The 24,229-nt window shown below is 69.2% G+C and carries 26 protein-coding genes; 6 read left to right on the forward strand and 20 right to left on the reverse strand.

Going from position 1 to position 24,229, the window contains the following annotated elements:
• Positions 1-4: 4 nt before the first annotated feature.
• From puuE to ACFVVM_RS15205, 5 genes are read right to left on the reverse strand one after another with little or no spacing between them, the layout of a single operon-like run.
• Complete coding sequence (gene puuE / locus ACFVVM_RS15185) at positions 5-910, reverse strand: allantoinase PuuE (protein WP_387617804.1); 906 nt, start codon at positions 908-910, stop codon at positions 5-7.
• Positions 907-1,884: an allantoicase gene (gene alc, locus ACFVVM_RS15190; protein WP_387617806.1), complete on the reverse strand. Its 978-nt coding sequence runs from the start codon at positions 1,882-1,884 to the stop codon at positions 907-909. The genes puuE and alc overlap by 4 nt, the downstream gene beginning before the upstream one ends.
• Positions 1,881-3,125 (reverse strand): DUF6986 family protein, encoded by a 1,245-nt coding sequence (locus ACFVVM_RS15195; protein WP_387617808.1) that lies wholly within the window; start codon positions 3,123-3,125, stop codon positions 1,881-1,883. Before ACFVVM_RS15195 ends, alc begins: the two co-directional genes overlap by 4 nt.
• Complete coding sequence (locus ACFVVM_RS15200) at positions 3,122-5,971, reverse strand: molybdopterin-dependent oxidoreductase (protein WP_387617810.1); 2,850 nt, start codon at positions 5,969-5,971, stop codon at positions 3,122-3,124. The genes ACFVVM_RS15195 and ACFVVM_RS15200 overlap by 4 nt, the downstream gene beginning before the upstream one ends.
• Positions 5,968-7,017: an NADP-dependent oxidoreductase gene (locus ACFVVM_RS15205; RefSeq protein ID WP_387617812.1), complete on the reverse strand. Its 1,050-nt coding sequence runs from the start codon at positions 7,015-7,017 to the stop codon at positions 5,968-5,970. The genes ACFVVM_RS15200 and ACFVVM_RS15205 overlap by 4 nt, the downstream gene beginning before the upstream one ends.
• A gap of 100 nt (positions 7,018-7,117) precedes the next feature.
• On the opposite strand from ACFVVM_RS15205, the gene ACFVVM_RS15210 reads away from it, so the two are divergent.
• Entirely contained in the window at positions 7,118-7,519 is a 402-nt protein-coding gene (locus ACFVVM_RS15210; protein WP_387617814.1) for a winged helix-turn-helix transcriptional regulator, read from the forward strand.
• Positions 7,520-7,521: 2 nt separating this feature from the next.
• Here ACFVVM_RS15210 and ACFVVM_RS15215 read toward each other — a convergent pair whose 3' ends face one another.
• The 5 genes from ACFVVM_RS15215 to uraD form a co-directional block, all read right to left on the reverse strand.
• Entirely contained in the window at positions 7,522-8,370 is an 849-nt protein-coding gene (locus ACFVVM_RS15215) for an FAD binding domain-containing protein (protein WP_387617816.1), read from the reverse strand.
• Positions 8,371-8,525: 155 nt separating this feature from the next.
• Complete coding sequence (locus tag ACFVVM_RS15220; protein ID WP_387617818.1) at positions 8,526-9,896, reverse strand: 8-oxoguanine deaminase; 1,371 nt, start codon at positions 9,894-9,896, stop codon at positions 8,526-8,528.
• The gene (gene pucL, locus ACFVVM_RS15225; protein WP_387617820.1) at positions 9,884-10,789 is read right to left on the reverse strand and encodes a factor-independent urate hydroxylase; all 906 of its coding nucleotides are present in this window, start codon (positions 10,787-10,789) and stop codon (positions 9,884-9,886) included. The genes ACFVVM_RS15220 and pucL overlap by 13 nt, the downstream gene beginning before the upstream one ends.
• A gap of 3 nt (positions 10,790-10,792) precedes the next feature.
• Complete coding sequence (uraH, locus tag ACFVVM_RS15230) at positions 10,793-11,110, reverse strand: hydroxyisourate hydrolase (RefSeq protein WP_387617822.1); 318 nt, start codon at positions 11,108-11,110, stop codon at positions 10,793-10,795.
• Positions 11,107-11,601, reverse strand: coding sequence for a 2-oxo-4-hydroxy-4-carboxy-5-ureidoimidazoline decarboxylase (uraD, locus tag ACFVVM_RS15235; protein WP_387617824.1), 495 nt, complete (start codon positions 11,599-11,601; stop codon positions 11,107-11,109). The genes uraH and uraD overlap by 4 nt, the downstream gene beginning before the upstream one ends.
• Positions 11,602-11,727: 126 nt before the next feature.
• Between uraD and ACFVVM_RS15240 the strand changes: the two genes are divergently transcribed.
• From ACFVVM_RS15240 to ACFVVM_RS15250, 3 genes are all read left to right on the forward strand, one after another.
• Positions 11,728-12,324: an NTP transferase domain-containing protein gene (locus ACFVVM_RS15240; RefSeq protein WP_387617826.1), complete on the forward strand. Its 597-nt coding sequence runs from the start codon at positions 11,728-11,730 to the stop codon at positions 12,322-12,324.
• Between the two features lie 14 nt (positions 12,325-12,338).
• A complete protein-coding gene (locus ACFVVM_RS15245; RefSeq protein WP_387617828.1) occupies positions 12,339-13,355 on the forward strand; it encodes an XdhC family protein in 1,017 nt (338 codons plus the stop codon).
• 114 nt (positions 13,356-13,469) lie between these two features.
• Entirely contained in the window at positions 13,470-13,853 is a 384-nt protein-coding gene (locus ACFVVM_RS15250) for a hypothetical protein (protein WP_387617830.1), read from the forward strand.
• A gap of 15 nt (positions 13,854-13,868) precedes the next feature.
• On the opposite strand, the gene ACFVVM_RS15255 is transcribed toward ACFVVM_RS15250, so the two are convergent.
• Genes ACFVVM_RS15255 through ACFVVM_RS15270 form a run of 4 tightly spaced genes read right to left on the reverse strand, consistent with a single transcriptional unit; the run spans position 13,869 to position 17,384 of the window.
• Positions 13,869-14,933, reverse strand: a complete 1,065-nt coding sequence (locus ACFVVM_RS15255; RefSeq protein WP_387617832.1) for an ABC transporter substrate-binding protein — start codon at positions 14,931-14,933, stop codon at positions 13,869-13,871.
• Between the two features lie 53 nt (positions 14,934-14,986).
• Positions 14,987-15,796 carry an ABC transporter permease gene (locus tag ACFVVM_RS15260; protein ID WP_387617834.1) on the reverse strand — a complete coding sequence of 270 codons (810 nt, stop codon included), beginning with the start codon at positions 15,794-15,796 and terminating at the stop codon, positions 14,987-14,989.
• A complete protein-coding gene (locus tag ACFVVM_RS15265; protein ID WP_387617836.1) occupies positions 15,793-16,617 on the reverse strand; it encodes an ABC transporter permease in 825 nt (274 codons plus the stop codon). The genes ACFVVM_RS15260 and ACFVVM_RS15265 overlap by 4 nt, the downstream gene beginning before the upstream one ends.
• On the reverse strand, positions 16,614-17,384 hold the full coding sequence (locus tag ACFVVM_RS15270) for an ABC transporter ATP-binding protein (protein ID WP_387617838.1): 771 nt from the start codon (positions 17,382-17,384) through the stop codon (positions 16,614-16,616). Before ACFVVM_RS15270 ends, ACFVVM_RS15265 begins: the two co-directional genes overlap by 4 nt.
• 233 nt (positions 17,385-17,617) lie before the next feature.
• Between ACFVVM_RS15270 and ACFVVM_RS15275 the strand changes: the two genes are divergently transcribed.
• On the forward strand, positions 17,618-18,631 hold the full coding sequence (locus ACFVVM_RS15275; RefSeq protein WP_387617840.1) for an alpha/beta hydrolase: 1,014 nt from the start codon (positions 17,618-17,620) through the stop codon (positions 18,629-18,631).
• 57 nt (positions 18,632-18,688) lie between these two features.
• On the opposite strand, the gene ACFVVM_RS15280 is transcribed toward ACFVVM_RS15275, so the two are convergent.
• The 6 genes from ACFVVM_RS15280 to ACFVVM_RS15305 all read right to left on the reverse strand — a co-directional run bounded on the left by ACFVVM_RS15280 (position 18,689) and on the right by ACFVVM_RS15305 (position 23,325).
• A complete protein-coding gene (locus tag ACFVVM_RS15280) occupies positions 18,689-19,288 on the reverse strand; it encodes a TetR/AcrR family transcriptional regulator (RefSeq protein ID WP_387617842.1) in 600 nt (199 codons plus the stop codon).
• Between the two features lie 167 nt (positions 19,289-19,455).
• Positions 19,456-19,812 (reverse strand): DUF3349 domain-containing protein, encoded by a 357-nt coding sequence (locus ACFVVM_RS15285; RefSeq protein ID WP_387617844.1) that lies wholly within the window; start codon positions 19,810-19,812, stop codon positions 19,456-19,458.
• An 11-nt stretch (positions 19,813-19,823) separates the two neighbouring features.
• On the reverse strand, positions 19,824-20,105 hold the full coding sequence (locus ACFVVM_RS15290; RefSeq protein ID WP_387617846.1) for a hypothetical protein: 282 nt from the start codon (positions 20,103-20,105) through the stop codon (positions 19,824-19,826).
• 12 nt (positions 20,106-20,117) lie between these two features.
• Entirely contained in the window at positions 20,118-21,296 is a 1,179-nt protein-coding gene (locus tag ACFVVM_RS15295) for an anion permease (protein ID WP_387617848.1), read from the reverse strand.
• Positions 21,297-21,369: 73 nt separating this feature from the next.
• Positions 21,370-22,890 carry an ATP-dependent DNA ligase gene (locus ACFVVM_RS15300; protein ID WP_387617850.1) on the reverse strand — a complete coding sequence of 507 codons (1,521 nt, stop codon included), beginning with the start codon at positions 22,888-22,890 and terminating at the stop codon, positions 21,370-21,372.
• A gap of 36 nt (positions 22,891-22,926) precedes the next feature.
• Positions 22,927-23,325: a MerR family transcriptional regulator gene (locus ACFVVM_RS15305; protein WP_387617852.1), complete on the reverse strand. Its 399-nt coding sequence runs from the start codon at positions 23,323-23,325 to the stop codon at positions 22,927-22,929.
• Positions 23,326-23,517: 192 nt separating this feature from the next.
• Between ACFVVM_RS15305 and ACFVVM_RS15310 the strand changes: the two genes are divergently transcribed.
• Positions 23,518-24,225 carry a VTT domain-containing protein gene (locus tag ACFVVM_RS15310; protein WP_387617854.1) on the forward strand — a complete coding sequence of 236 codons (708 nt, stop codon included), beginning with the start codon at positions 23,518-23,520 and terminating at the stop codon, positions 24,223-24,225.
• Positions 24,226-24,229: the final 4 nt, after the last annotated feature.

Here is a 24,229-nt window from a genome sequence, read left to right on the forward strand (position 1 = left end):
GTGCTCAGGCGCGGACCGGGTGGATTTTGCGCCAGTGTTCGGCGATGTCGATTCGGCGGGTGATCCAGACTCGGTCGTGGGTTTGGATGTGGTCGAGGAAGCGTTCGAGGGCGGCGGTGCGGGCGGGGCGGCCGGCGAGGCGGCAGTGCAGGCCGATGGAGAGCATTTTCGGGTGGCCTTCGGCGCCTTCGCGGTAGAGGACGTCGAAGGCGTCGCGGAGGTGGGCGTAGAACTCCTCGCCGGTGGCGAAACCGGCGGGGGAGGCGAAGCGCATGTCGTTGGTGTCGAGGGTGTAGGGGACGACGAGGTGGTCGTGGCCGTTCACCTCGGTCCAGTACGGCAGGTCGTCGGCGTAGGAATCGGAGTCGTAGACGAAACCGCCGTGTTCGACGACCAATTCGCGGGTGTTCGGTGAATCGCGGCCGGTGTACCAGCCGAGCGGGGCCGAACCGGTGAGCTCGGTGAGAATGCGGACGGCCTCGGCCATGTCGGCGCGTTCGATGTCGCGGTCGATGAGCTGATAGGACTTCCATTGCAGTCCGTGACTGGCGATCTCGTGCCCGAGTTCGGAAAAGGCCGCCACCGCTTCGGGATTGCGCTGCATGGCCCGCGCCACCGCGAAGATGGTGAGCGGGAGTCCGCGCCGTTCGAAGGCGCGAAGCACCCGCCACAGCCCGGCGCGCGAACCGTATTCGTAGAGCGATTCCATGCTCATGTGCCGGTTGGGAAACGCCTCGGCGGGCGTCATCTCGGACAGGAACGTCTCCGAATGCGGTGACCCGTCGAGAACGTTGTTCTCCCCGCCCTCTTCGTAATTCAGCACGAACTGCACGGCGATCTGCGCCTCGTCGGGCCACTGCGGGTCGGGCGGAGTGGGTCCGTAGCCGACGAAGTCGCGAATATCGCTCACGCGCCCAGCTCCCCGAACAGCCGCAGCCGGGCGAGCCCGCCGTCGGGATAGATGTCGAGGCGCACTTCCTCGACCGAGGCGGCGGCCGGGGCGAGGGCGAAGCGGTGCCGGGTGTCGGGGAGCAGGTCGGTGCGCGGCAGCAGTTCGACTTCGGTGCCGTCGTTGGTGATTCCGGTGAGCGAGGCCGCGCCGGGACTGTTGCCGAGGAAGCAGGAGGTGTCGATCTCGGCGAGGCGGATCGCGCCGGGACCGGCCAATCTGATTCGCACCCAGTCGTTTCCGTCGTCGCGGCGGCGCGCGGTCTCCCAGCCGTCGCCCATCACCCGCGCCTGGCCGGGGTAGAGCAGCTGGTTGGGTGAGCTGTAGAAGCGGTTGGAGCAGTCGAGCACGAGGGCGCCGTTCTCCAGTGCGGCCAGGTCGAGCGGGCCGAGGCCGAGCAGGGTCGGGTCGGGGCGCCCCTCGCCGTGCACGCGCAGCCGCGCCACTCCGCCGTCGGGGTGCATGGTGAGTTTCACGTGCGTCCAGCGCTCGTCGCTGTCGATGGTGAACGGATTGCGGCTGTCACCACCGACTTTGGCGCGATCGAGCAGCGTGACCCAGTCGGTCCGCGCGGCGATCTCCCCGGCGGGCGGGTATCCCTCGACGGCCAGCGCCGACAGCGACACCTCCGGCGGATAGTTGCCCTTGAACCACGCCGTGTCCACCACGACACCACGGATCACCCCGGGCACGCCGAGCCGCACGATCGCGGTGTCGTCACCGGGCTTGCCGCGGTGCCGCCGGGTTTCCCACCCGTCGTACACCTGCCCCTTGTGCCCGAAGGTCGACGGCTGATATTCGGCCGGGCCCGGATTGATCAGGTTCTCTTTCTCCGCGAAGAACTCGTCGTTCGCCCAGATCACCGAACCGCCGAGCGGGCGGACCGCCAGATCCGGTAGGAGCGTGAAGTCTTCGCTGCCGTGGTGTTCGCTCACCGTGTCTCCTCGTCGTGGATGGTCTTCGGGGTGCGGCGAGCGGCGAGCGCGGCCAGCACATCGGTCGTGAGTTCCGGTGCGCGATCGAGCAATTCGGACTCCGAGGTCGCCGCGCAGTGCAGTCCGCGCAGCACAGTGGTCGACAGTGCCTCGGCCGTGGCCGGTTCGTCGACGACGCCTCCGGAGCGCCGGTCCAGATACGCCTGCAACCGGGGCACGGCCACGTCGGTTGCCGTGCGGAAGAAGTCGTAAGTGGCCAGCCAGCGGGTGATCAGGTGACCGGGATGCATGTCCCAGCCCTGGTAGTAGCCCCGGCGCAGCGCGCGTTCGACCAGGCGATGGTGGTTGGTGAAGGCGGCCTCGGGATCGGCGTCGGGCACGATCTGGGTGGAGCCGTCGCAGACCCACACCCCGGTCTGCGCGGCCGCGACCTGCATGACGGCCTTGGCGTGGTCGGCGGCCGGGTGGTCGAGCGCCTGGTCGGTGGCGGCGATGCCGCAGGCGGCGGTGTAGTCGTAGGTGCCGAAATGCAGTGCGCTGCACCGTCCGGCGGCCAGCGAGATCATCCGGGCGATCGGCGCGGTGCCGTCGGGGGCGATGATCGCCTGGGGGCTCTCGATCTGGAGTTCGAAGCGCAGGGTGTGATCGGGCAGTCCGTGGCCGCGTTCCAGACCCGAGCACAGGTCGACGAGCGCCGAGACCTGTTCGGCCGCACGGATCTTCGGCACCGTGAACACGAAGCCGGGCAGCACGCCACCCGCACCGTCGAGCACCAGCTCCAGCGTGCGCAGCGCGCGCCTGCGCTCGCCCGCGGCCAGACCCTTGGTGCGCACACCGAACGAGGCGGGGGCACCGGGCTGATCCGCCCAGCTCGCCAACGCCTTGCCCGCGGCGATCGCGGCCGCGTCCTCCTCGTCGTCCGCGCGGAAGCCGTAGCCGTCCTCGAAGTCGATCCGCAGGTCCTGGATCGGCTGGTCGGTCAGCCTGTGCCGGACCGCGGGCAGCGAACCGGTGGCGTCGAGGCCGACCAGGAAGTCCGCGTGCCGGTGCAGGAGTTCGAGCGCGTCCGCACCCCATTCGGCGGGGGTGTCGGGGGTGGCGCGGTCGGCGGCCACGTAGGCGGTGTGCACCGGCTGGACCCGGTCGCCCGCGCCGGGATACCGCGCCCGCAGCTCGGCGTCGACCGAGTCGAGGACCGCGTCGACGCGGGCGCGGATGTGCTCGGGAAGATGGGTGTTCACCCGGCGATTCCTTCCTTGACGGCCCGCCACACACGGTCGGCGGTCATCGGTAGTCGGTCCGGTCGGGTGCCGACGGCGTCGCGGATCGCGTTCGCCAGTGCCGGTGCCACCGGGTTGTAGGGGGACTCACTCATCGATTTGGCACCCAGCGGTCCCAGTTCGTCACTGGTTTCGGCGAAATAGACCTCGGTGCGGGGCAGATCCGCGAACTGCGGAATGTGATAGTGGCGCAGGGTCCGCGTGGTGACGATGCCCTGGTCGGTCCGCATGTCCTCGTAGAGCGCGGTGCCGATCGCCTGGGCCACCCCGCCCTCGACCTGCCCACGCAGCTGCACCGGATTGACCACGGTGCCCGCGTCGGCGACCTGGATCGATTGCAGGATCCGCACCGTGCCGGTGGAGGGCCGCACCGCCACCCGGAACGCGTGCACGTTGAAACTCACCGAGCGCGGCGTGCCCGCGTGGGTGCCGTGCGCGACGAGCGGACCGTCGGCGAGCAGCTGGGCGGCGGTGAGCAGGTCGTCGCCGCAGCGCACCCCGCCCGCCTCGAGCACGCACTCGCGTTCGGGATGGCCGCTCACCTTGGCCGCCCTGGCCAGCAGCATCGCGTGCAGTTCGAGGGCCGCCGCGTAGGAGGCCTTGCCCGCGACCATGGTGCCGGTCGAACCGAAGGCGCCGGTGTCGTGGCCGACCACGTCGGTGTCGGACTGGCGGATGACGATGCGATCGGCGGTGGTGGCCAGTGCGGTCGCGGCCAGCTGGGCGTGCACGGTGGTGGTGCCGTTGCCGAATTCGGCTGTGCCGACACCGATCTCGTAGCGACCGTCGACGAGGACGCGGGCGGTGGCATCGGCGTGGTGGCCGCGCGGCGGCACGGTGGCGATCATGGCGACGGCCATGCCCTCGCCCACCTGCCAGTCCGGGCCGGGCGCGGCGGTGCCGTTGCCGCGACGCAGGGCCTGCTGGGCGGTGTCGAGGCACTGGTCGAGGCCGTAGCTGCCGAAGGTCAGGTCGCTCTCGTCGACCTCGGCGCCGGTGAACTGGTCGCCGGGGATCACCACATTGCGCCTGCGGAATTCGAAGGGGTCGATGCCGAGTTCGCGGGCGAGTTCGTCGATGGCCGATTCCACGCCGAAGATCACCTGCCCCAGGCCGTAGCCGCGGAAGGCGCCGGAGGGAATGTTGTTGGTGTACACCGTCTGTGCGTCGACGCGCTTGTTCGGGCAGCGGTAGACGGCCACGGATTCGCCGACGGAGTGGAACATCACGCCCGCGCTGTGATTGCCGTAGGCGCCCGCGTCGGAGAGGACGTCGACGGCCAGCGCGGTGAGCAGGCCGTTCGCGTCGGCCGCCGCGGTCACCGCGACGCGCATCGGATGACGGCAGGTGGCGGAGGTGAATTGGTCGGTGCGGGTGAATTCGTACTGCACGGGATGCCCGGTCCGCAGCACGGCCAGCGCGATCAGGTCCTCGGCCAGCATCTCCTGCTTGGCCCCGAACCCGCCGCCGACCCGGGTGGCGAAGACCCGCACCCGATCCCGGCCGAGCCCGAACACGTGACTCAGCTCGTCACGCACCAGGAACGGCACCTGGGTGCTCGACCGGACCACGAGCCTGCCCGCGTCGTCGAGCCAGCCGATCCCGCCGTGCGTCTCGAGGTGCACGTGCTGCACACGCGGCGAATGCCACACGCCGCGAACCACTTTCGCGGCACCATCGATCCCCGCATCGAAATTGCCTACTTCACCGTGGATTTCGGCGATCAGGTTGCGCCCCGCATCCGCGATGCGGGCCGACTCCGGTTTGTCGGCATGCAGTTTCGGCGCCCCCTCGGCGAGCGCGTCCTCGGGCTCGAACACCGCGGGCAGCACCTCGTACTCCACCCGCAACGCCCGCACCCCCGCTCGCGCGGCATCGAGTGTCTCGCCGACGACCGCGGCCACCCGCTGCCCCGCGAACCGCACGGTGCGGTCGAGCACGAAGGTGTCGTCCGGATCGTCCTCGCGCAGCTCGTGCCGCGCCGTCGAGAACGCTGTCGCCGGTGCGTCCACATGCGTCAACACGGCCCGCACTCCCGGAACAGCTTCTGCCGCGGCCACATCGATGGCGACGATCCGCGCGTGCGGATGCGGACTGGCCAGCACCGCGAGATGCCACGGCGCCACCGGCGGATTCCGCTCCCCCGACCCCGCCACCACATCGAACGTGAACGCCTCCGCCCCCCGCACGATCCGCTCCCCCGCAGGCGCCCCCACCCCGTCCCCGATCTGCCCGGCAGGTGGGCGGGTGGTCGATTCGGCGGGTCCGGGAGTTGTGCACAGGGATGCACAGGGGGTGGTGAGGGCGTCGGCGATGGCGCGGTAGCCCGTGCAGCGGCAGAGGTTTCCTTTCAGCAATTCGGCGCGCTCGGCGTCGGTGACGGCCTCCGCGCTCAGGGGTTCGGCGGCGATCTCCGAGGGTTCGGCGCCATCGACCGTCTCTGGACTCGGCGCGTCGACGGGAGCCGAGCGGGCTGCCGCCAGACCTGTTGCGGTGACCACCATTCCGGCGGTGCAGAACCCGCACTGGAACCCGGCCTGCTCGACAAAGCCGCGCTGCACCGGATTCGGGCCATCGGCACCCGCGAGGCCCGCCGCTGTCGTCACGGTACGGTCGGCGGCGCGGTGGGCGGGGATCAGACAGGAGTGGACCGGTTGGCCGTCGAGCAGGACCGAGCAGGCACCGCAGTCGCCCGAGTCGCAGCCCTTCTTGACGGCGAGTTGACCCTGTTCGCGCAGCAGGGTGCGCAGGCACTGGCCGGGGCGGGCGGTCGCCTCGACCGCGCGTCCGTCGACTTCCAGTCTCATGAGCCACCTCCCGATGCCGTGGTGAGAACGATCCGGCCGCGCAGGCCGCCTTCGGCGAGGCGGGTGTGCGCGGCGACGGCCTGTTCGAGGGGAATCGTGTCGGCCACGCGCAGGGACAGGTCGTAACCGGCGAGGGTGGCCAGGGCGGGTCCGTCGGCGGTGATCCAGGCGTGGTGCACGCGAATGCCGCGCAACGGAAGCGGATCGGCCCCACCGACAACCGTGACGAACGACCCGCGATTGCGCACCGCGGCCAACGCCCGCGCGCCCAACCCAGCAGTGTCGAGCACCGCGTCCACCCCACCCGGCACGAGCTCCCGCACGACCTCGGCCAGGTCGACAGTGTCATGCACCGAGTCGGCCCCGACCGGCGCGTGCGCGGACACCGCCCCGGCACGATCAACGGTGCCGGGTACCGAGTCGACTCCGCCAGGGGCGGGCACACCGTCGCGCGGGATCACGAATTCCGCCCCGAGTCCGCGCACGAACGCGGCATCGGACTCGGCCACCTGGGCCAGCACCCGCAGCCCCCGCCACCGCGCCGCGATCTCCACCGCGAACCCGCCGACGGCACCCGCGGCGCCGGTCACCAGCAGGGTGTCGCCCTCGGTGAGCTCGAGCAGGTCCAGGGCCTGTAGCGCGGTGAGCCCGTTCAACGGCAGCGTGGCCGCCTCGACCGAGGACCGTCCCGCCGGTGCGGGCGCGACCGCCGAGGCATCGAGCACCAGGTAGTCGGCATAGCTGCCCAGCGACCGGTCGAGCAGATCACGCAGTCCGATCACGTGCTGGCCCACCGAGAACCCATCCACCCCGGCACCCACCGCATCGACCTCCCCGGCCACATCCCAGCCGATCCCGGTCACCGCGCGCGGCGCCATCAATCCGGCCTCGACCAGCACTCCGGCCCTGGTCACCGCGTCGACGGGATTCACCCCGGCGGCCGACACCCGAATCCTGACCTGTCCATGACCCGGCGCCGGCACCGGCACCTCGACGAGTTCGAGTGCTTCCGGTCCGCCGAAGGTGTGGACGACAATTGCGCGCATGATGGTCTCTCTCTTCCGTAGGTACTCGCGAACCTAGGGAGAGCTACTCTCTATCGGGAAGTACGCACCGCGAAGTGCGTACCGCACGCGAGGGAGAGCGATGAGTACCCGGACCGCCGCCCAGCGCCGCGCCGAAGCGAGCGCGGCCTACAACGCCTACCTGGCCGAATGCCCGGCCCGGCAACTGCTGGACCGGATCGGCGACAAATGGGTGAGCCTGGCGATCAACGCGCTCGCCGACGGCCCGCTCCGCTACAGCCAACTGAATCAGCGCCTGGCCGGCGTGAGCCAGAAGATGCTCACCCAGACCCTGCGCAATCTCGAACGCGATGGCCTGCTCACCCGCACCGTGCTGCCCGAGGTCCCGGTGCACGTCGAGTACCGGCTGACCCCGCTCGGCGAGGAACTGCTGCCGGTCATGCGCACCATCAAGGGCTGGGCCGAACAGCACATGGACCAGGTGCTCACGGCGCGCGCCGCCTACGACGCGCGAGGGGACTGAGTTCACGACCGCACCTCCCGCAGGTCGGCCGCCACTTCGGCGGCCAGCAGCCCGGTCACGTGCCTGCGCCAGTCCGGCGCGCCGTGCGGATCGTCGAACCACAGCGACGGCTCGATCTCGGTCAGCGCTTCGGTAAGCGCGAATTCCCCTGGTGCGGAGTCGAAGTCGAGCACCACCGGGCGCGCGGTGGCAGCGGTGACGGTGATCGCGCAGCGACCGTCGGCCGTCCGCCTGCCCATCACCACCGCGCCGGAGCGGCCGAGCGGCGCCAGCGCGATCTTGCGAAAACTGGTGCGCGCCACCAAGTTCGACATCGGCACCACGAAGGAGCGCACCACCGCGCCGGGCGCCAGCACGTTCTCCCCCGGCCCGGTCACGAACTCGCGCAGCGGAATCCGCCGCTCGCCACCGCCGCGCGGCCAGACCACCGCGACCGCGTCGAGCGCGACCAGCGCCCCGAGCACCGCGCCCGCGGGCAGCGAAAGACAGACGTTCCCGCCGACCGTCGCCGAGCGCCAGATCTTGTGCGAGGCCAGCAACGCCCGGCACGCCTGCGCGAACAACGCGGTGCCGGGCCAGTCCGGTCGCAGCGTCGCCATGCCGAGTTCCCGGCCGGGACGTGCACCGGCGAACTCGGCCAGCGTGCAGGTCGCGGCGATCTCCAACCCGGCCGGAGTGATCGTCAGCGACGGCCAGCCGAGCGTGGTGATGTCGACGAGCCGGTCGAGATGATCGTGCGGCTCGGAGTACAGGAAGGTGCCACCGGCCAGTACCGCGCTGCCCGGCCCGAGCAGGGCCAGATCGGCGCGTTCGCGGGCGAGAACCACCTGCCGAACAGTGTCCAGATCCACGTTGCACCTCGCTTACCTCACCGGCCACAGTAGGGGCCGGGAGTTGCCGCGATGTTGCGCGACACCGGCGTCAGATTGCGCTGCGGTTAATCCGGTATACCACTCCAGTGTGCACCGGTTCGGACATAACCGCAGCTCAGCACGCACGGCGACGATCACGCACCGGCCAGCAGAGTCGCCTGCGCCTGGGCCACCTCGGCCCCGACCGCCGCCTCGTCCACCGTCGTCACGACACCGTCGCGCACCACCTCGCGCCCGTTCACCAACAGCGCGGCAAGCGGCGGCGCCGACCCGAGGACGAGGGCCACGACCGGGTCCTCGATTCCGGCGTGCGCGGGCGTATCGAGCCGCCACAGCGCCAGATCGGCCAGCTTGCCCGGCTCGATCGACCCGATCTCGGACGCACGCCCGAGCACCCGCGCGCCGCCCATGGTCGCCAGTTCCAGCGCGGTCCGCACGGTCATCGCCCGCGGCCCGCCGACCGCCCGCGCGTACAACAGCGCGTTGCGCGGTTCCTCGATCAGCGAACTCGACTCGTTGCTCGCCGCACCGTCGACCCCGAGCCCCACCGGTACCCCAGCGGCCACCAGATCGGCGGTCCGCGCGATCCCCGCGCCGAGCCTGCCGTTGGAGGTCGGGCAGTGCGCCACCCCCGTGCCGGTACGCGCCATCGCCGCGATCGCCGGATCGTCGAGGTGCACGGCGTGGGCGTACCAGACGTCGTCACCGAGCCAGCCCAGCTGTTCCATGTACTGCGCGGGCGTGCAACCGAAGGTGCTCAGGCAGAAGTCCTGCTCGTCGAGGGTCTCGGCGAGGTGGGTGTGCAGCCGTACCCCGGCCGCCCTGGCCAGGGTCGCGGACTCGCGCATCAGCTCGGCGGTCACCGAGAACGGCGAGCACGGCGCGAGCGCGATCCGCACCATGGCGTCGAAGGACGGGTCGTGCCACTCGGCGATGGCCCTGGCACTCGCGGTGAGGATGTCGTCGATCGACTCGACCACCTCGTCCGGCGGCAGCCCGCCCTGGCTCTGCCCCAGATCCATCGACCCGCGCGCCGGATGGAACCGCAGCCCCACCGTCGCCGCCGCCCCGATCTCGGCGCCGAGCAGATCACCCCCACCACGCGGGAACACATAGTGATGATCCGAGGTGGTGGTGCAGCCGCTGCGGGCCAGCGAGACCAGCGCACCGGTCGCCGCCGTGCGCACCGACTTCTCGTCGATCCGCGCCCACACCGGATACAGCGTGGTCAGCCACTCGAACAGGGTGTTGTCGGCGGCCAGGCCGCGGGTGATCCACTGGTAGAGGTGGTGGTGGGTGTTGACCAGACCGGGCGTGAGCACACACCCGCGGCCGTCGATCCGCGCCACCTCGGGCCCGAGGTCCGGCGCCTTGCCCGCCCCGACGGCGTCGATCCGGTTGCCGCGCACCGTGACCCAGCCCTGCCGGTATTCGGTGCCCGCCGCGTCGACGGTCACCACCGCGCAACCGTCGATCAGCAGATCCGGCGTGCTCACGGCTGCCATGCGATGCCCGCCTCTGGTGCGTCGGCGCGGGCCAGGGTGGCGTGGATCGAGCCGTAGGGCCGGTCCGCCGCCCAGAACACCTCGTTGGCGTTGTCGATCCCGAACTGCCCGAGGTCGTAGTCGAAGTGGTGTTTGTTCGGCGCCGACAGCCGGATCTCGGCGAGCACCGGGAACCGTTCCAGCGCGGCGGTGCCCATCGCGTACAGCGTCTGCTGCAGCGCCTTGGAGTAGGTGGTCGCGAACAGTTCGAGCAGGGTGGCGCGGATGCCGTCGTAGACCTCGTCCCAGTCGAAACCGCTGGTCTCGGCGAAACGCCACTGCACGATCAGCGAGGTGGCGAGCACGCGATCGTGGGTCGGGGCCAGGGTCGTGTACTCGTCGGTGAGGAAGTCGGCGAACTCCGAGCCGGTCGACTTGAGCAGCACCAGATCCTTGATCCCGCCGATCACCCAGGTCCGCTGCTCGGCACCGGTGCCGGCCACCGTCACCGCCGCGGTCCGCACCTCGGGACCCTGGCGCACCCAGGTGTGATCATGCTCGGCGCCGTCGACCGAGACACGCTGCCAGCCATAGGAATCCACGTCGATCCGCGCGCTCGACACCGGCTCGACCGTGTCCACGAAGTGTTGTGCCAGCGCGATCGCGTAGTCCTCGATGGTGTCCAGGCCCGGCTTCTTCGAATAGATGAAGGCGGTGTGCTTCTGGGTGTCGGTGGGCAGGACGTGACCCTGGTCACCCTCGGTGTAGGCCGCCTCGAAATCACCGCGCAGGGCGGTGGAGACGTTCACGTCGCGGATCTCGTGGCGCGCGTTCTCCTTGTAGAAGCGCACGACCCGGTTCTCGGCCTTGCCGTAGCGGTGGTCGGTCAGCGTGATCGGACCGGTCAATGCCATCGGTCAGCTCCCTCGATAGGTGGAATAGGCGAACGGCGACAGCAGCAGCGGCACATGCAGATGTGGCTGCGAACCCACCGTGAACGCGACACAGACCTCCGGATAGAAGGTTTCGGTGCCCTGCGCCGCGAAATAGGCTCCGGTGTCGAAGAACAGCCGGTAGTCGCCCGGATTCAGCCCGGCGGCAAGCTCTTTCACCCGGCCGTCGGCATCGGTGAGCGCCTCGGTGAGCCGCTGCTCGCCGCGCGTCAGCCACACCGCGACCCCGGCGGCGGGCACTCCGCGCACCGCGTCGAGCACATGCGTGCTCAGCCCGGTCACGAGGCGGCCACCAGCCGGGCCAGGCGCAGCCGGTTGATCTTGGCCAATTCGGTTCGCATGACCTGCCTTTCGGTCGGAGCGTCGTTGTCGAGGCGGGCGCGCAGCACGGCCAGCAACTCCTCGCCGCCGCGTCCCGCCGCGCACACCAGGTAGATGTGGCCGAACTTCGCCTCGTAGGCGCGGTTGCCCTCGGCCAGCGCCGCGCGCACGTCGTCACCGGCGACCCCCGCCTGCTCGCGGGTCGAGGCCGCCGAGGTCGGGCGGTCACCGATGCGCGGGTGACCGGCCAGCGCATCATCGATATCGGCCTCGTCGAGTGCTTCCAGCGCGGCGTCGGCGGCGTCGAACAGCGAGTCCGCGGTGCCGTAGGGCCGCGCGGCGACGACCGCCCGTGCCCAGCGTGGCGCGGAGCAACAGGCAAGCAATGCCGCTTCGGCGGCCGCCACGGGAAGGTCGTTGAAACCCGCGAGGCCGATCGCTTCGCTTGTCATCGGTCCAGCATCTCCCCATCCCCGCCGGGCTGCCACCGATGTGCAGTCGGTCACGTCGGCGTGTCGTCGCCGGGGAGCTGCGTGGGCGTAATCGACCGGCAACATTGGCTCATTACCTTTGCTCACATGCCCCCGATCGAGCCGTCCGCGCACCTGTCGTGCGCGGGCATCGTGCTCGCGGCGGGCGCGGGCACCCGCTACGGCAAACCCAAGGCACTCGCCGAGGACGGCGCCTGGTTACGCGCGGCCGTCACCGCCCTGCGCGACGGCGGCTGCGCGCCGGTGATCGTGATGCTCGGCGCCACCGGACCCGATCCGGCGGCCGTCGATCTCCCCGCGGGCACCGAGTGGCGCTGGGTCGCCGACTGGGCGACCGGACTGAGCGCGACCGTGCGGGCCGGGTTGCGCGCGGCAACCGAGGCCGGCACCGAGTACGTGGCGTTCCTGCCCGTCGACATCCCCGATATCGGCGCCGATGTCGTCGCCAGGGTGCTCGCCGCGGCCCGCGCCGGTGACAGCGGACTGGCCCGTGCTGTGTTTCACAACACACCTGGGCACCCAGCTGTGATGAAGAACAGCCACTGGGAAGCGATTTCGGTCGCAGCGGTAGGTGATACAGGGGCCGGTTCCTATTTGGGCACCCGACAGGATATGGTGTGCGTCACGTGCGACGACTTGGCGACAGGGACCGATCGCGATTTCCCGGAAGTCGGCGCACAGTGATCGGAGTTTGAGATATGCGCGATATCGTCGATGACCTTCTGCGAGTGTGGCATTCGGGCCGTACGGGTGGCCTCGCCACCGTGGTCCGCACCATCGGCACCAACGCGCTGCCCATCGGATCCTCGATGCTCGTCACCCCCAACGGCGGGGTCTTCGGGTCCATCGCCTCGGGCCGGTTGGAAGAGACGGTGTATGAGGCAGCGCAGGAAGCCGGGCGTACCGGTATCCGGCAACTACGCCGCTACAGCATGATCACCGGCATGGAGTCGAGCTCCGATGACGGCACCCTCGTCGACATCTTCGTCGAGCCGTTCTCCTGCCGCGACTTCCCCGAGTTCCCCACCATCGCCGCCGATATCCAGGCCCATCGCCGGGTCACCGTGTTCACCGTGGTGTGGAATCAGGACCCCGATGTGATCGGCCAGCATCTGGTCACCGATCGCAAGCACGCCACCGAACTCGTCGCGCTGCCCGAATCGGATCTGTTCGTCGCCTCCTACTGCCCGCCGCCGCGGCTGCTGATCTTCGGCGCCAACGCCTACGCCGCCACCCTCGCCGCGCAGGCGCGGATGATCGGCTACCAGGTGAGCATCTGCGATTCGCGCCCCGAGTTCGCCGACCCGGCCTCCTTCCCCGGCGTCGAGGTGGTCGTCGACTGGCCGCATCGCTACCTCAACACCCTCGCGGCCGCGGGCGAGATCGACTCCAGCACCGGCATCGTGGTCCTGGCCAACGAGCCCCGCTTCGAGATCCCCCTGCTCACCGTCGCCCTGCGCCTGCCCGAACTCGGCTACCTGGCCGCCCTCGGCTCCCCCGCCGACCAGGCCCGTCGCCTCGACGACCTGCGCGCAGGCGGCTTCGACGAGCCGACCCTGGCCCGCCTGCACGTCCCCGCCGGCCTCGAATCCGGCCCCCGCACCCCCGCCGAAACCGCCGTCTTCATCACCGCCGACTTCCTCGCCTCCCGCGCCGGGATGCGCCTGGCCGCCCACCGCGACTTCGGCTCCTCCACCGTCGGCATGGCGATCTGACAAACCCACCACCTGCGATTTCAGCCATCGTTAAGCGGACCCACCGCCGGGTCGACCTACGTTTCCCTCGTTCGATCAGGGCAACGGGCCCGGATCAGATCGGTGGGATCGATGATGAAACGAGCACTGACGGTGCTGGCCGCGATGACGATCGCGCTCGGAGTCGGGACGGCGCCGGCGCAGGCGGACTCCTTCTCCAACTCACATTCGGGAAGCTGCTCCGGCACCGCCAATCCCTGGGGCGATTTCTACGCCTACACCTACCAGTACGTCTACATCTACGACAATCAGATCGAGAGCGAGAGCCACAGCTTCAGCTTCTCCGGCTTCCTCGATGGCGCCGAAGAGGCCGTCTTGATCGGGGGCCGAGACAACCAGTGGACCATCTACCGCGCAGGCGATTACGACCTCGCCGTCCCCTACATCGCCGGCGCGGGCCTCTTCGTCCAGGACAACCGCCACGCCGGCAACGAGTGGGTCAAACTCTGCAGCTACTGACCAACCACCCGGATGTTATTTGAGGTCGGGGTTCTCGGCGTAGATCTCGTCCAGGATGGACAGGTCGAACAGCTGCTCGGCGGTGATGTCGATTTTGGCGGTGCGCAGGGCCGAGATGTTCTGTTCGATGAGGGCATCGCTCATGGTGAACAGGCCGTTGGCCTCGGTTTCGGGGGAGACGACGAGGTCGTTCTGGGCGATGGCTTCCAGGACCTGTTCCTCCAGGTCGAGGCCCTGGTCCTTGCCGTAGATCTCGACGGCGAGACGGGCGGATTCGCGCGGGTCGGCGACGGCGTCGCGCCAGCCCTTGATCTCGGCGATCAGGAAGGCCTTGAGCTTGTCGCGCTCGTTGTCGATCGTGTCCTGGGTGACGGTCAACGTCTCGGCGACCAGCGGCAGGCCGAAATCGGCGAACAGGAAGTGGTCGTTGGCGAAGCCCTTGGCGGCCAGCACGATCGGCTCGTTGGTCACATAGCTGACCCAGCCGTCGACCTCGCCGTTGGCCAGCGGTGTGGGGTCGAACTGGGCGGGCACGATGGTCACCTCGTCGGCCTCGATGCCGTTGGCGGCCAGCAGGGCGCCGAAGATGAGCTGATTGGTGTCCTGCACACCGATCTTGCGGCCCTTCATGTCGGCAGGCGACTTGATCGGGTTGGCCGCCGAACTCACGATCGCGAAGGGGTTCTTCTGGAAGGTCGCGCCGACGATCTTGGCGGGCAGCCCTTCGAGGATCGCGGGCGCGGTGGTCTGCGGCGCGGACAGCCCGATCCACACCTTTCCGGTGTCGAGCCCGGCCTCCACCGAGGTGCTCGCCGCGCCACCGGCGATGAGATCGACCCCGCCGAATCCCGCTTCCTTGAAATATCCGCGGGAATCGGCGAAATACTCACCCGCGAATTCGATGTTCTTGATCCACGACAACTGCACCGCGACCTTGCCGTATTTCGATCCGTCATCGGTCGAGCCGTTCGGGGACGTGCCCGAGCTACCTCCGCAGGCGGCGAGCAGGCCCGCGCCACCGAGCGCGACGCCGGTCAGCGCGGAATAACGAAGAAAGGAACGACGGTCGATACTGTTCATACGCCGAATGTAGATTCGGCGCGTTTCGTCCACTTTGCGTCGACGTTCCGCTGCTAATTCGCGACCCGGCCCGCACTCGGCCCGAATCGGGCGAGCACCAGATTCTCGATCACCCCGACGATCGCGTACAGCAGCACCGACACCACCGTGACCACCGCGATCGAGGCCCACAGGCGGCTGTACTGGAACATCGGAATGGCCCGCACCAGGCTCGCACCCAAACCCGTTCCGCTGCCGAGCCATTCGCCCAGCAGTGCGCCGATCAGCGCACCGGGCACCGAGATCCGCGCCGCCGCGAACACCGAGGGCAGCGCGGCGGGCACCGCGACCATCCGCAGCCTGGTCCACCGGGAGCCACCGTAGGCGGCCACCAATTCCATTGCTTGCCTGGGCGCTTCACGTAGCCCGGTCATGATCATCACCAGTGCGGGGAAGAACACGACGATCGCCGTCAGCACCGTCACCCCGACCGTGCCGCGGCCGAAGACCAGCACCACGATCGGGCTCAGCGCCACCAGCGGCACCGAGCGCAACAGCATGGCCACCGGCATGAACGTCTGCTGCACAGCGGAATACAGCACGAACAGCGCCGCGACACCGAGTGCGCCGAGCATCCCGACCACGAAGCCGGACGCCGCGTCGGTCAGGGTGATCCACAGGTCGTCGAAGATCGCCTGCCGCGCCGCGGGGGCACCGGGCGCGGTAACCAGGTAGGTCCAGATGTCGGCGGGCGTCTTGCCGACGCGCGGCCCGATCTGCGGGAACAGGCGAAGGAACAGCGTCCAGATGACCAGCAGCAGGATCAGCGAGGTCACCAGGGGCAGCAGGAACCGGCCGAGCCGGCGTAGCACGGTCGTCGTCATCGCTTCTCCTCCGCCGTCCACGGCGTGATCAGGCGCGCCGCCACGGCGACCACGGCGAAGCCGAGGCCGGCCAACGCCGCGGCGGCCAGCGCCATGCCCCAGGTGCGCGGCACGTTGTACGCGTTCTGCGCGGCGGTCAGCGCGACACCGATCCCGCTGTCGACCCCGCCCAGGTACTCGCCGATGATCGCCCCCAGCACCGCCGAGGGCGCCGCGATCTTCAAGGCGGCGAACGTATTCGGCAGCGCCGCGATGGCCTGCACCCGGTAGAGCTGCTGCCAGCGGCCACCGCCGTAGGCGCGCACCAGGTCGAGGCTGGCCGGATCGGCCGAGCGCAGCCCGCTGACCGCGCCGACCATCGTGGTGAAGAAGCAGTACATCGCGGCGAGGAACACCGTCGGCGTGCGCCCGCCGAACACCACCAGGATGATCGGGCCCAGCGCCAGCAGCGGCGTGCAGTAACTCAGAATGGCCAGCTGGGTGGCCAGCGGTTCGATCCGTGGCACCAGCATGATCAGCGCCGCGATCCCGATGGCGAGGGCATTGCCCCACAGGAACCCCTGCAGCGCACCCACCGCCGTGACCTGGAAGTTCGGCCCGTAGAGCGCCCAGCCATCCGACCACATGGTCGACAGCACCCGCCACGGTGTCGGCACCGTGCCGCCCGCCACCCCGGCGGCCGCCAGCGCCCACCACAGCGCGATCAGCCCCGCGACCCCGAACACCCCGGCGAAGCGCTGCGCACCGACCCGACCGGGCACCCGCACCGCCACCGACCACACGCCGCGCACCCGCGGCGCCGCCACCTGCTGACTGCTCATGCCACCCCACCCCGCCCGAACAGCAGCTCGGACAGGTAGTCGCAGAGCTTGTGGAATTCCGGCGTGCGCATCATCTCGGGCGTGCGCGGGCGCGGCAGATCGATCTCGACCAGCTCGAGCACCCGCCCCGGCCGCGGACTCATCACCGCCACCACATCGGAAAGGAACACCGCCTCGCCGATGCCGTGGGTCACCATCAGCGTGGTCGCCGGCTTCTCGGTCCAGATGCGCAGCAGTTCCAGGTTCAGCCGCTGGCGCGTCATGTCGTCGAGTGCGCCGAAGGGCTCGTCGAGCAGCAGGACCGAGGGCTGCACCACCAGCGCCCGCGCGATCGAAACCCGTTGGCGCATACCGCCGGACAGCTGCGCGGGCTTGGCCTTCTCGAAACCCTCCAGCCCCACCAGCGCGATCAGTTCGGCGATCCGCTCCGGTTCGGCGGGCAGCCCGGCCACCTGCAGCGGCAGCCGGATGTTGGATTCCACACTGCGCCACGGCAGCAGCGCCGAGTCCTGGAAGGCGATGCCGAGCTGATGTCCGCCGCGCAGCTGGGTCGGGGTGAGCCCGTTGATCCGCGCGCTGCCCGCGCTGGGCTCCTCCAGCCCGGCCAGAATGCGCAGCACCGTCGACTTGCCGCAGCCCGAGGGGCCGAGCAACGAAAGGAAAGCCCCCGTCCCGGTGTGCAGATCCACCGAGTCCAGCGCATTCACTGTGTCGCGGCCCACCCGAAACGACTTCGACAACCCGCTGATCTCGATCCCGCTACCCATGGCGCCACCATAAGAGCGCCCGATTGCGCCGGTATTTCCGAATCCGGAGCAGTATTGCGGCGTCGTTAACGTCACGAGATTCGGACCGGTAACAATTCGGGAGCCGAAGAGGACATAGAGTGTCGACAGGATCTGACAGCCTCGTCGGCGCCGGGCACACAGCTCGACCGCGACGGGGACACACTGCGACGACGGGGCCGACAGGGCCCGTGGACTGGGAACCGACTGTTTCGATGAAGCTCTCCGCACTACGTAAGACCGCCGCGCTGCGCACGACCGCCGTGGCACTCACCACCGCGTTGTCGGTGGCCGTGCTCGCCGGTGGCGCCGCCTCCGCCGAACCCGAGAAGCCCTCGTCGGTGAGCTCGATCGTCAAGGACGGGCGCACCTGGCACCTGAAGGTGTACTCGGCGTCGATGAAGCGCGACATCACCGTCGACGTGCAGCGCCCGGCCGACGAGTCGACCCCGGCCCCCAACCTGTACATGCTCAACGGCCTCGACGCCGGTGAGGGCACCGCCAGCTGGGCCGCCCAGACCGACGCGCTCGGCTTCCTGGCCGAGAAGCACGTCAACGTGATCCAGCCGATCGGCGGCCGCGGCAGCTACTACGCGGACTGGCAGCGCGAAGACCCGAAGCTGGGTCTGAACAAGTGGAACACCTTCTTCACCCAGGAGCTGCCGCCCCTGCTGGACAAGACCCTCAACTCGACCGGCCTGAACTCGCTGGCCGGTCTGTCCACCTCCGGCACCTCGGTGCTGCAGCTGGCCGAGGCCAAGCCGGGTCTGTTCAAGTCCGTGGCCGCCTACAGTGGCTGCGCGCAGATCGCCGACCCGATGGGCAAGCAGTTCGTGAAGTTCTCGGTCGAGACCTGGTCCGGTGGCAACACCGCGAACATGTACGGCCCGGACAACGATCCGGCCTGGGTCGAGAACGACCCGGTCATCAATGCCGAGAAGCTGCGCGGCACCAACCTCTACATCTCCAGCGGCAGCGGCATGCCGGTGATGGAGGACGTGCGCTACTACACCGAGGGCAACGGCCCGATGGGTGTGGTCAACCTCGGACTGGGCGTGGCCATCGAAGCCGCGACCAACGAGTGCACCAAGAACCTGAAGAACAAGCTGGACTCGCTGAACATCCCGGCGACCTACAAGTTCAACCCGGTCGGCACCCACTACTGGCCGTACTGGGAAGAGGCGCTGCACGAGTCGTGGCCGATGCTCGCCGAGGGCATGGGCATCTGACACCCCGAACATGAGAAAGGGAGGCATCCGATTCGGATGCCTCCCTTTTTCGTACGCTCAGGTCGGCTGGACCGCCGGGCGCACCGAGAGTCCGGAGTGGATGAAATAGCCGATCTCGTCGCAGATCTCGTCGACCGAGATCGCGTCGCCCGGCACGGTGGCGTGCACCATCTCCTGGGCCAGCGAGGTCACCGCGCCGATCAGCGCGAGCGTGAACAGATGGAAACTGCGCGATTCGGCCTCACCGCGCTCGGCGGCACGCTGCGCCTCCCGGGTGAGCAGCGCCGAGATCGAGCGCCGCTGCCCGCGCCGCCACTCCTCGACGGCCGGGCTCACCCCGACGACCTCGACGAAGAACACCCGCGCCGCCTTGCGATCCCGGCAGGTCACCGAGAGGAACGCGCGGAAACTCTCCACCACGCGCACCACCAGCGGCTGATCGCCGGTCCGCGCGAGCGATTCGTCGAGACGCTGGAGCGCGGCGCTGTTCAACCGGTCGACGAGGGCGATCAGCAGGGCCTCGCGGCTGCCGATGTCCTCGTAGAAACTGCGGGTCGACACATTCGCCGTCGCGCACAGGCGCTCGATGGACGTCGAGGAATAACCCTGGGTGCCGAATAGTTCCAGCGCGGCGTCGGTCAACCGACTGCGTCGCAAGGCAACTCGCTGTTGGCGCGACAATCCGCCATAACTGCGACCACTGTCGGATTCATCCGCACGCCGAACCACGGATGAATGCTAGCGCGCAGCCGTCCGGCATCCGAGCGATTCGCCAACCACCGTGCCCCCAATTCCACTGGCACATCGAAATTGTCGCCGCGCGACTACTCCGATTCCGGCGTCGGCTCGGTCTCGTCGAGTGTTTCGGTCAACGGCCAGCCACCGGCCGCCAGCTGCTCGGCGACGCGGGCGACGTCATCGGGTGCCGGTTCCTCTTTGGCGTAATCGGCGATGGCCGCTTCGATTTCGGCGGTGGCGATGGATTCGCGATTCGGGTTGGCCTCGATCAGTTTCTCGACGATCACCACCACCTCGTAATCGGTGAGATGACGATGCAGCACCGCGAACAGCGCGACATAATCCGAGCGCGGCACGCCCTGCGGATACCCGGCGCGCAGCCAGCCGAGCACCCGCGAGAGCAGGTTGCCGCGGACCGCGGGGGTGGGGTTTGGCTCGGTCATCGGATCCTCGCTCATGCTTGCCCGAACAGGTGGATGCCGAACTGATGGGCGATGAAGGCCTTGGCGGTGAACAGGACCCCGCAGATCACCACGACCAGCAGCAGCACCAGGCAGGCCACCGCACCGGCCAGCGCGGCGTGATTGCGCTGGACCCGGCCCTGATCGTCGACCGTCTCGGCCGTGGCCCACCAGCGCACCGCGAAGGCGAAGACCGCGGGCACGCCGGCGCCGAAGAGCAACGCGGCCAGCACCACTTCCCACAGTGAACTCAGATTGGTCATCACGGAATGCACGATCGCTGCCTCCTATCCGGCGTGGTTCTGTTCGATCGACGCCTGCGACGCCGACCGGCCCTCGGGCCATTCGTTGACATTGTGGTGGTCGACCGGGTTGCGCCGCGACCGCAGGTAGATCGCCAGCGCACCGAAGATCAGCACGCCGAAGACCACAAGCACACCGGGCAGCCCACCGATCCCGTGCGCCAGCGCCCAGCACACGGCGCCGACGATGCCCGCCGCGGGCAGGGTGAGCAGCCAGGCCACCGCCATCCGGCCCATCACGCTCCAGCGCACCTCGGCGCCTTTGCCGATGCCGGTACCGAGGATCGAGCCGGTCGCGGTCTGGGTGGTCGACAGCGGCAGCCCGAAGTGCGCGGAGGTGAGGATGATCGCCGCCGCCGTCGACTCGGCCGCCAGGCCCTGCGGCGACTCGATCTCGACCAGGCCCTTGCCCAGGGTCCGGATGATCCGCCAGCCGCCGAGGTAGGTGCCCAGCGCGATCGCGACCGCACAGGAGGCCATCACCCACAGCGGCATGTGGTCGTTCGAGTCGAGGGAGCCGTAGGCCACCAGCGCCAGGAAGATGACGCCCATCGTCTTCTGCGCGTCATTGGTGCCGTGCGCGAGCGAGACCAGCGAGGCCGACCCGATCTGGCCCCAGCGGAAGCCCTCCTCGGTCTTGGTCTTGTCGATCCCGCGGGTGATCCGATACACCAGGAAGGTGCCGAGCGCCGCGACCATCGCCGCGATCACCGGCGCGAGCAGCGCGGGCATCACGATCTTGATCAGCACACCCTCCGAGCCCGACACCCAGATCACCCCGCTCCAGCCGAGCGCGGCGATCGTCGAGCCGATCAGGCCACCGAACAGCGCGTGCGAGGAACTCGACGGCAGGCCCAGCAGCCAGGTCAGCAGGTTCCACAGGATGCCGCCGACCAGACCCGCGAACACGATCACCAGCAGGTCGTGCCCGCTCACGTTGTTCAACGAGACGATGCCCTTGGCCACCGTCGCCGCGACCGCCACCGACAGGAACGCACCGATCAGGTTGAGCACCGCCGACAGCGCCACCGCCACCTTCGGCTTCAGCGCGCCGGTGGCGATCGAGGTCGCCATGGCATTGGCCGTGTCGTGGAATCCGTTGGTGAAATCGAAGACGAGAGCTGTGACGATGACGATCAACAGGACCAGTAGTTCGGCGCTCACCCGAACAGTGTGTCGCATGCTGCCGCCGGATTGCCAAATCGTTGCGGGCAAGTCTCCTGAGCACCGGCGATACTCAGCCGGTCGGGCCCCCGAGTGCCCGCACGGCCGCGATCGTGTCGGCCTGGGCGGGTTCCTTGTCCGGCCGATAGCGCAGCACGCGGGCGAAGCGCAGGGCCACGCCGCCGGGGTACCGGGTGCTGGTCTGCACGCCGTCGAGCGCGATCTCGACCACCAGTTCGGGGTGCAGGTAGACCGCCTGACCGTCGCGGTGGGTCTCGTGACGCGGGAACTCCTCGGTCTGCCAGCGCAGCAGTTCGTCGGTGAGGCCCTTGAACGTCTTGCCGACCATCACCGGCTCACCGGTGTCGGGATCGCGGGCGGCCAGGTGCAGGTTCGACAGGAATCCGGTGCGCCTGCCATAGCCCCATTCCGCGCCGATCACCAGCAGGTCGAGGGTGTGCGCCGGTTTGATCTTCTGCCAGGACTTGCCGCGGCGGCCGGCGGCGTAGGGCGCGTCGAGCGCCTTGATCATCACGCCCTCGTTGCCGACCGCGAGCGCGTCGTCGTAGTACTCGGCGGCCGCCTCGACATCGGGGGCGATGAGCGCGGGGATGCTGTGCGCCCCGGCCACCTGTTCGAGCGCGGTGCGGCGCACGCGCAGCGGTTCGTCGAGCAGGTCGACGCCGTCGAGGTGCAGGCAGTCGAAGAAATAGGGGTGCAGCAGGAGCTCCTGCGCGTCGGCGACGGTGGCGAAGCGGCTCATCGTCTCCTGGAACGGGCGGGGACGGCCCGCGTCGGTGAGCGCGAGGGTCTCGCCGTCGAGGACGACGCTGGTGCAGTCCAGTCCGGCGACCAGTGCGACGAGTTCGGGGACGCCCGCGGTGATCTCGCGCAGGGTCCGGGTGAAGACCCACACCCGCTCGCCGCGGCGGTGCACCTGGATGCGGGCGCCGTCGAGTTTGTGTTCGACGCTCACCTGCGGGCCGAGCTCGGCCAGCGCCTCGTCCAGCGCGCCACCCGGTGAGGCCAACATGGGCGCCACGGGCCGCCCGACCTCGAGGCGGAACTCCGCCAGCGCCGCCGCACCACCGGTGAGCGCGGCCTCGGCGGTCGCGGGCAGCTGACCCGAGAGCATGTGGGCGCGCCGCACCACCTCGACCGGGATGCCGGTGGCCGCGGCCAGCGCCTCGACGACCACCGCGGCCAGGGCGCCCTGGCGCAGTTCGCCGGTGAGCAGCCGGATCAGGAACGACTGCTCGTCGGCGGTGGCGGCGGTGAACAGCTCGGTCAGCAGTTCACGCCGCCTGATCGTGGAACCGGCACCGCTCAGGCCGGTCAGCTGGGTGAAGACCGCGTCCACCGCATCGACGGACAGGCTCGCCTCGGCACTCGGCGGTGTCTCCAGACCGGCCACCGTGCGCCACCCCGCGCCGATGCGGCCCTGGGTCAGCTCACCGGAGAGCCAGGCGACCACGGTCCCGATCTCGGCCGGACCCGCGACAACAAACAGTTCGGCCAGCGCGGCGATCTTGGCCTTGCGTGACCTGGTCGCCCGCACCGCCGCCGACACCGTGACGACATCGCTGAACAGCACCTCACGACGGTAGCGCGCCCGGGTGACAGATCACCGTCACAGGACCGGCAGATGCGGCGGAATCTGCACCGCGACGGTGACCAGCGAGTGCACCCGGGTGGCGATCATGGCGAGCAGCCCGTGGATCTCGGCGGGCGCGGTCTCGGTGGCCGCCTGCAGGTACCGCAGATCGTGATTGATCCGGGCCAGCACCTCGGCGGTGTCGTCGGGCCCGGCGGCGAGGGCGGCCGCGATCTCCTCCAGCGGGATCCCCTGCGCCTCCAGGCGCTGGACCAGGGCCACGCGCTCGACATCGGCGGGGCTGTAGAGCCGGTAGTTGCCCGCACTGCGCTGCGCGGGCACGAGCAGGCCGAGGCTCGTGTAGTAGTCGATCGTCCGGGCGCTGACCTCGGCACGGGTGGCCAGTTCACCGATCCTGAGCAGATGCTCGACCATCAGAACCTCCTCCGCGTGCGCAGCAGAACCATTACGAGCGCAGGTAAACCATACAGTGCCGCGTGCTACCGTCTGACATGTCCGGGTGAGGCGCAGCCATCGCTGCGAGATCGACACCCACCCGGGCATACTCGACTGGTCGCCCATCGGCGATCCCCTGTCGACGACCCACGAACGCGAGGTAGGCAGTAGATGACGGTGTACGCCGTGTCCAGCTCGACGACGAACCTGGCTTTGCTCCCCGGCTTTCTCGACCCGGTGAACCTGCTCAACTCGTTCGGCACCTGGATGCTCGTCGGGCTGCTGCTGGTGGTGTTCATCGAGTCCGGGCTGCTGTTCCCGCTGCTGCCCGGCGACTCGCTGCTGTTCACCGCCGGCCTGATCGCCGCCTCGAAGTCCACCGAGATCGAGCCGTTCGCCCCGATCTGGCTGCTCATGATCCTCATCCCGATCGCGGCCATCGCCGGTGACCAGGTGGGTTATGTGATCGGCGCCCGCGGCGGTACCGCGCTGTTCAAGGAAGACTCGAAGTTCTTCAAGAAGAAGTACATCGACGAGTCGCACGAGTTCTTCGTCAAGCACGGCCCGATCACCATCGTGCTGGCCCGCTTCGTGCCGATCGTGCGCACCTTCGCCCCGGTCGTCGCCGGCGCGGCGAACATGAAGTACCGCATCTTCGTGACCTACAACGTCATCGGCGGCATCGCCTGGGGTTCGGGCGTCACCCTCCTCGGCTACCTGCTCGGCCAGATCACCTTCGTGCGCGACAACATCGACTACATCTTCCTGCTGATCGTCGCGGTCTCGGTGCTGCCGATCGTCATCGAGGTGGGCAAGCGCCTCTTCGGCAAGAAGCGCACCGAGTCCACCGGCGTCGAAACCGAGCGCGTCGGTTCGTGAACGA

The sequence above is a fragment of the Nocardia sp. NPDC058176 genome (assembly GCF_042883805.1).
GTDB lineage: Bacteria > Actinomycetota > Actinomycetes > Mycobacteriales > Mycobacteriaceae > Nocardia.

Bases quoted from the DNA above. Each gene is read 5' to 3' on its own strand.
- ACFVVM_RS15200 (WP_387617810.1), bottom strand. From the start codon at position 5,971: ATGAGACTGGAAGTCGACGGACGCGCGGTCGAGGCGACCGCCCGCCCC.
- ACFVVM_RS15205 (WP_387617812.1), bottom strand. From the start codon at position 7,017: ATGCGCGCAATTGTCGTCCACACCTTCGGCGGACCGGAAGCACTCGAA.
- ACFVVM_RS15210 (WP_387617814.1), top strand. From the start codon at position 7,118: ATGAGTACCCGGACCGCCGCCCAGCGCCGCGCCGAAGCGAGCGCGGCC.
- ACFVVM_RS15220 (WP_387617818.1), bottom strand. From the start codon at position 9,896: ATGGCAGCCGTGAGCACGCCGGATCTGCTGATCGACGGTTGCGCGGTG.
- pucL (WP_387617820.1), bottom strand. From the start codon at position 10,789: ATGGCATTGACCGGTCCGATCACGCTGACCGACCACCGCTACGGCAAG.
- uraD (WP_387617824.1), bottom strand. From the start codon at position 11,601: ATGACAAGCGAAGCGATCGGCCTCGCGGGTTTCAACGACCTTCCCGTG.
- ACFVVM_RS15240 (WP_387617826.1), top strand. From the start codon at position 11,728: ATGCCCCCGATCGAGCCGTCCGCGCACCTGTCGTGCGCGGGCATCGTG.
- ACFVVM_RS15245 (WP_387617828.1), top strand. From the start codon at position 12,339: ATGCGCGATATCGTCGATGACCTTCTGCGAGTGTGGCATTCGGGCCGT.
- ACFVVM_RS15250 (WP_387617830.1), top strand. From the start codon at position 13,470: ATGAAACGAGCACTGACGGTGCTGGCCGCGATGACGATCGCGCTCGGA.
- ACFVVM_RS15255 (WP_387617832.1), bottom strand. From the start codon at position 14,933: ATGAACAGTATCGACCGTCGTTCCTTTCTTCGTTATTCCGCGCTGACC.
- ACFVVM_RS15260 (WP_387617834.1), bottom strand. From the start codon at position 15,796: ATGACGACGACCGTGCTACGCCGGCTCGGCCGGTTCCTGCTGCCCCTG.
- ACFVVM_RS15265 (WP_387617836.1), bottom strand. From the start codon at position 16,617: ATGAGCAGTCAGCAGGTGGCGGCGCCGCGGGTGCGCGGCGTGTGGTCG.
- ACFVVM_RS15270 (WP_387617838.1), bottom strand. From the start codon at position 17,384: ATGGGTAGCGGGATCGAGATCAGCGGGTTGTCGAAGTCGTTTCGGGTG.
- ACFVVM_RS15275 (WP_387617840.1), top strand. From the start codon at position 17,618: ATGAAGCTCTCCGCACTACGTAAGACCGCCGCGCTGCGCACGACCGCC.
- ACFVVM_RS15285 (WP_387617844.1), bottom strand. From the start codon at position 19,812: ATGACCGAGCCAAACCCCACCCCCGCGGTCCGCGGCAACCTGCTCTCG.
- ACFVVM_RS15305 (WP_387617852.1), bottom strand. From the start codon at position 23,325: ATGGTCGAGCATCTGCTCAGGATCGGTGAACTGGCCACCCGTGCCGAG.
- ACFVVM_RS15310 (WP_387617854.1), top strand. From the start codon at position 23,518: ATGACGGTGTACGCCGTGTCCAGCTCGACGACGAACCTGGCTTTGCTC.